The sequence below is a fragment of the Pseudomonas linyingensis genome (genome assembly GCF_900109175.1).
Classification (GTDB): Bacteria; Pseudomonadota; Gammaproteobacteria; order Pseudomonadales; family Pseudomonadaceae; genus Geopseudomonas; species Geopseudomonas linyingensis.
On sequence record NZ_FNZE01000013.1, the window covers coordinates 1 to 5903 of the forward strand.

General features: G+C 66.2%; 5 protein-coding genes. 4 read left to right on the forward strand and 1 reads right to left on the reverse strand.

Annotated elements, in window-relative coordinates; translation table 11 throughout:
• From BMZ19_RS15580 to BMZ19_RS15595, 4 genes are all read left to right on the forward strand, one after another.
• Window positions 1-692: MMPL family transporter (locus BMZ19_RS15580; protein ID WP_425287177.1), on the forward strand; the 692-nt coding region annotated here is incomplete at its 5' end.
• Between the two features lie 74 nt (window positions 693-766).
• The gene (locus tag BMZ19_RS15585) at window positions 767-2545 is read left to right on the forward strand and encodes an acyl-CoA dehydrogenase C-terminal domain-containing protein (RefSeq protein ID WP_090312479.1); all 1779 of its coding nucleotides are present in this window, start codon (window positions 767-769) and stop codon (window positions 2543-2545) included.
• A 314-nt stretch (window positions 2546-2859) separates the two neighbouring features.
• Window positions 2860-4521 (forward strand): fatty acid--CoA ligase, encoded by a 1662-nt coding sequence (locus BMZ19_RS15590; RefSeq protein ID WP_090312480.1) that lies wholly within the window; start codon window positions 2860-2862, stop codon window positions 4519-4521.
• Window positions 4522-4683: 162 nt separating this feature from the next.
• On the forward strand, window positions 4684-5562 hold the full coding sequence (locus BMZ19_RS15595) for a cache domain-containing protein (protein ID WP_090312481.1): 879 nt from the start codon (window positions 4684-4686) through the stop codon (window positions 5560-5562).
• 53 nt (window positions 5563-5615) lie between these two features.
• On the opposite strand, the gene BMZ19_RS15600 is transcribed toward BMZ19_RS15595, so the two are convergent.
• On the reverse strand, window positions 5616-5903 hold a 288-nt coding region (locus BMZ19_RS15600), incomplete at its 5' end, for a 4Fe-4S dicluster domain-containing protein (RefSeq protein WP_170847790.1).

The following is a 5903-nucleotide window of genomic DNA, read 5'->3' on the forward strand; positions in this document are numbered from 1 at the left end:
CCCGGGAAAACAGCACCGCGGAGCGTCAGTTCCTCCTCGCTGCTGGCAGCGCCGGCATCGAGGCGGCGACCAACATCGTGGTGCGCGAGGCCAACCGCACCATGCTGATCTACGTCTACGCGGCGGTGATCCTGTTCTGCCTGATCGCCTTCCGCAGCTGGCGGGCGGCGCTGGTGGCCATCCTGCCGCTGGTACTCACCTCGGTGCTCTGCGAGGCGCTGATGGTGGCGATGGGCATCGGCGTCAAGGTGGCGACCCTGCCGGTGATCGCCCTCGGCGTGGGCATCGGCATCGACTACGCGCTGTACCTGCTCAGCGTGCAGCTGCACTACCAGCGCCAGGGCATGTCGCTGTCGGATGCCTACGAGAACGCAGTGGCCTTCACCGGCCGGGTGGTCGGCCTGGTTGGCATCACCCTGGCCGCGGGCGTGGTCACCTGGGCCTGGTCGCCGATCAAGTTCCAGGCCGACATGGGCATTCTGCTGACCTTCATGTTCGTGTGGAACATGCTCGGCGCGCTGATCCTGATCCCGGCGCTGTCGTACTTCCTGCTGCCCGACAAGCGCACCGGTGCCGTCGCTGCCAAACCGGTGGAGAGCGCTTCCACCTCGAGCTCCACCGAGGTCCACCCGCAAATCCACCCCAGGGTCGAAGCGTGCGCCGAGGCTGGCCTGCTAAAAAATCAGCGGTAAATAGCCGGATCGTGACTCCGCCACCGCGGCATCAACGGCTACGACTACAACAGAAAATAGGTTGAGTGTTCCCAATGTCTGACTACAAAGCGCCCCTCCGTGACATGGACTTCGTCCTCAATGAAGTCTTCGAAGTTTCCAAGCTGTGGGCCGACCTGCCGGCGCTGGCCGAGGTCGTCGACGTCGACACCGCGCGCGCCATCCTCGAGGAGGCCGGCAAGGTCACCGCAGGAGTGGTTGCCCCGCTGAACCGCAGCGGCGACGAGGAAGGCTGCGCCTGGCACGATGGCGCCGTGAAGACCCCGGCTGGCTTCCCCGCGGCCTACCAGGCCTACGGCGAAGGCGGCTGGGTCGGCGTGGGCGGTTCGCCCGACTTCGGCGGCATGGGCATGCCCAAGGCGATCGGTGCCCAGGTCGAGGAGATGGTCAACTCGGCCAACCTGTCCTTCGCCCTCTATCCGATGCTGACCGCCGGCGCCTGCCTGGCGGTGCTCAACCACGGCAGCGAGGAGCTCAAGGCCCAGTACCTGCCGAACATGTACGAAGGCCGCTGGGCGGGCTCCATGTGCCTGACCGAGCCGCATTCCGGCACCGACCTCGGCATCATCCGCACCAAGGCCGAACCGCAGGCCGACGGCAGCTACAAGGTCAGCGGCACCAAGATCTTCATCACCGGTGGCGAGCAGGACCTCACCGAGAACATCATCCACCTGGTGCTGGCCAAGCTGCCGGACGCGCCGGCCGGTGCGAAGGGCATCTCGCTGTTCCTGGTGCCAAAGATGATGGTCAACGCCGATGGCTCGCTGGGCGAGCGCAACGCGGTCGGCTGCGGCTCCATCGAGCACAAGATGGGCATCAAGGGTTCGGCCACCTGCGTGATGAACTTCGACGGCGCCACCGGCTACCTGGTCGGCGAGGTCAATAAGGGCCTCAACGCCATGTTCACCATGATGAACTACGAGCGTCTGGGCGTCGGCATCCAGGGCCTGGCGCTGGGCGAGCGCTCCTACCAGAACGCCGTCGAGTACGCCCGCGAGCGTATCCAGAGCCGTGCGCCGACCGGCGCGGTGGCCAAGGACAAGGCGGCCGACCCGATCATCGTGCATCCGGACGTGCGCCGCATGCTGCTGACCATGAAGGCGCTCAACGAGGGCGGCCGCGCCTTCTCCAGCTTCGTCGCCCTGCAGCTCGATATCGCCAAGTACAGCGAGGATGCCGCGGCGCGCAAGCGCGCCGAGGAAATGGTCGCCCTGCTGACCCCGGTGGCCAAGGCCTTCCTCACCGACATGGGCCTGGAAACCACCATCCACGGCCAGCAGGTATTCGGCGGCCACGGCTACATCCGCGAGTGGGGCCAGGAGCAACTGATCCGCGACTGCCGCATCACCCAGATCTACGAAGGCACCAACGGCATCCAGTCGCTGGACCTGATGGGCCGCAAGGTGGTCGCCAGCGGCGGCAGCTACTACCGCCACCTGTCCGAGGAAATCAACGCCTTCATCGCCGGTGCCGATGCTTCCCTCGCCGAATTCACCGCTCCGCTCAAGGCCGCCGTGGACAACCTCGACGCGCTGACCGCCTGGGTGCTCGACAAGGCGCAGGGCAACCCCAACGAGATCGGCGCCGCCTCGGTCGAGTACCTGCACGCCTTCGGCTACACCCTGTACGCCTACCTGTGGGCGCGCATGGCCGCCGTCGCGCTGGCCAAGCAGGGCGAGGATGAGTTCTACACCAGCAAGCTGGGCACCGCGCGCTTCTACTTCGCGCGCATCTTGCCGCGCATCCACTCGCTGAGCGCTTCGGTACGCGCCGGCAGCGAGAGCCTGTACCTGCTGGACGCCGAGCAGTTCTGATCGCGTCCCTCCGCACCCGCCACGCCCCTGAGTCGGGGCATGGCGGCGCCTTCCCCCACCTCGCCATTCCCCGGTATCCGCGCGGCAGCGGCGCCCCGCGCACGCCCTGCGGCGGCGGTGCCTGTCATCAAATGACAAGTGCGTGGCGCGGAATGTGAAGCGGTCGGGGGGAGGGCTATTTACTGTTGGTTCCATGGAGGGGGCGAGCCTGCCCGGCCGAACCTGTCCGACCGGATGGCCTGGACTGTGCGAATGCCGGTTCCCCCGCGTGCAGCGAACCCAAATTTCAGAATGGCTAAGTTGAGAAAACAACAATGGCGACGACAAAAATAATTCCGCCTGCGCAAGGTGCCTACGACTACCAGTTGCTGATCAAGCGCCTGCTGCTGTCCGGGGTGCGCTACCAGCCGGACCAGGAAATCGTCTATTCCGACAAGCTGCGCTACAGCTACCGCACCCTCAACGAGCGCATCCAGCGCCTGGCCAACGCGCTGAGCGCCGCCGGCATCAAGGCCGGCGACACCGTGGCCCTGCTCGACTGGGACAGCCACCGCTCGCTGGAGTGCTTCTTCGCCGTGCCGATGCTCGGCGCGGTGCTGCACACGGTGAACGTGCGCTTGTCGCCGGAGCAGATCGTCTACACCATGAACCATGCCGAGGACGACATCGTCCTGGTGCATGACGACTTCCTGCCGCTCATGGAGCAGATCCACGGCGAGCTGAGCACCGTGAAGGGCTACGTGCAGCTCACCGAGGACACCGCCAAGCCGACGCAACTGCCGGTGCTGGGCGAGTACGAAGCGCTGCTGGCCGGTGCCGCCAGCCACTTCGAGTTCCCCGACTTCGACGAGAACTCGGTGGCGACCATGTTCTACACCACTGGCACCACCGGCAATCCGAAGGGCGTGTACTTCACCCATCGCCAGCTGGTGCTGCACACCCTCAACGAGCTGGGCACCTTCGCCGCCTACGAGGGTCAGCCGCTGCTGCGCTCCAGCGACGTATACATGCCGATCACCCCGATGTTCCACGTACACGCCTGGGGCGTGCCCTACGTGGCCACGGCGCTGGGCGTCAAGCAGGTCTACCCCGGCCGCTACGAGCCGAACATGCTGGTCCGCCTGTTCCGCGAGGAGGGGGTGACCTTCTCCCACTGCGTGCCGACCATCCTGCAGATGATGCTGGACTGCGAGCTGGGCAAGCAGACCGACTTCGCTGGCTGGAAGATGCTGCTCGGCGGCAGCGCGCTGACCCTCGGCCTGGCCCGCCAGGCCAGCCAGCAGGGCATGCTCATCCATGCCGGCTATGGCATGTCCGAGACCTGCCCGCTGCTGACCCTGACCCACCTGCGCGCCGAGGACCTCGCCCTGCCGATGGACGAGCAACTGCCGGAGCGCATCAAGACCGGCGTACCGATCCCGCTGGTCGACCTGCGCATCGTCGACGGTGCCGGCAACGACGTGCCCCACGACGGCGTGGCGCTGGGCGAGATCGTGGTGCGCGCGCCCTGGCTGACCCAGGGCTACCTCAAGGAGGCGGAGAAGGGCGCCGAGCTATGGGAGGGCGGCTGGCTGCACACCGGCGACATGGCCTCGATCGACGGCCGCGGCGTGGTGGAGATCAAGGACCGCATCAAGGACGTGATCAAGACCGGCGGCGAGTGGATCAGCTCGCTGGAGCTGGAGAGCCTGATCAGCCAGCACGCGGCGGTCGCTTCGGTCGCCGTGGTGGGCATCCCCGACGCGCAGTGGGGCGAGCGGCCGCTGGCCCTGGTGGTCTGCGCGCCGGGCGAGGATCTCGACCAGCAGGCCATCGAGGTGCACCTGCAGCAGTTCGTCGAGAGCGGCCACATCAACAAGTGGGCAATCCCGCGACAGATCAAGTTTGTCGCCGACATTCCCAAGACCAGCGTCGGCAAGATCAACAAGAAGCTGATCCGCGAGACTGAGCTGGCCGCAGTCGCGCCCAGTGCCTGAGCGATGACCGGCTGACCATCGGGGATCTCGGTCATTACCGGCGTTTCCAGCAGAAACCAGGGGCTCCCCTGGTTTCTGCGTTTGCGCACTCCAGCCGGGCTGGCGGCGCCATGCGCCGCTGACGGTTAGAAGAAACGAGCAACCCTGAAAAGAGAGGAAAACATGACTAACTCATGTCGCATGGCTGTCCTGCTCGGCGTGCTGGCCCTGCCGGTAGTGAGTGTTGCCGCCGAGAACCTACAGCCAGCCGCGGAAAGTTCGCGCTACGCGGCCGACGAGCAGGCCGCGCGGGATCTGCTGGCCAAGGCCGTGGCCTTTTACCGAGAGGAGGGCGACAAGGCGCTGGCGGTGTTCAGCCGCAAGGGGCCGTTCACGGTCGGCAACCTGTATGTCTTCGTGGTCGATGCCCAGGGTACGCTGGTGGCCAGCGGCGGGCCTTCGCTGATGCTGGTGGGTCAGGACATCGGTGTGGCGGTTGGCGATGAGGCGCGAGCCAGGCTGATGCGCCTGAGTGAGGGAGGCAAGGAGGCGCAGGTCGAGGAGATCGAGTATCCCTTCAGCGACTGGAGCCTTGGCGGCGTAGTCGCTCGCAAGCACAGCTTCTTCCAGCGGGTTGGCGACCACATCCTCGCGGTTGGTTACTACAAGGCCCGCGCGGAATCCGCCCAGGCCTTGAGCCTGCTCGACCAGGCCGCCCAGGCGGTGGCCAGCCAGCCCGAGGCGACCCTGCAGGCCATCAATGCTCACGACAAACGCTACCTGCAGGACGATCTGTACGTGTTCGTCGTCGATCTGGCTAGCAAGCGCTTCGTTGCCCATGGCTTCAACCCCCGCCTGGTCGGCAGCGACTTCGCGACCCTGACCTCGCCGGATGGCAAGGGCATCGGTCAGGCCATGCTCGACATTGCCCTCCGGCAGGGCCATGGCGAGTACGACTACCAGTGGCGCAACCCGGTTACCCAGCAGAACGAGCCCAAGCGTGCCTACCTGCGCCGGGTCGGCAACCACCTGGTGGCGGTGGGTTACTACCTGCCGCAGTGAGGGCGGGACGCGCAGCGCCCGCGAGTGACGCAGGTGCTGCGGCGCGGGCTTGCTCACATGTTGGGATAGTTCGGCCCGCCGGTGCCTTCCGGGGCGATCCAGTTGATGTTCTGTGCCGGATCCTTGATGTCGCAGGTCTTGCAGTGCACGCAGTTCTGCGCGTTGATCTGGAACTTCTTCTCGCCGCTCTCGAGGGTGACGATCTCGTAGACGCCGGCCGGGCAGTAGCGCTGCGCCGGCTCGTCGTACAGCGGCAGGTTCTTGCCCAGCGGAATGCTCGGATCGGCCAGCTTCAGGTGGCAGGGCTGGTCTTCCTCGTGGTTGGTGTTGGAGAGGAACAC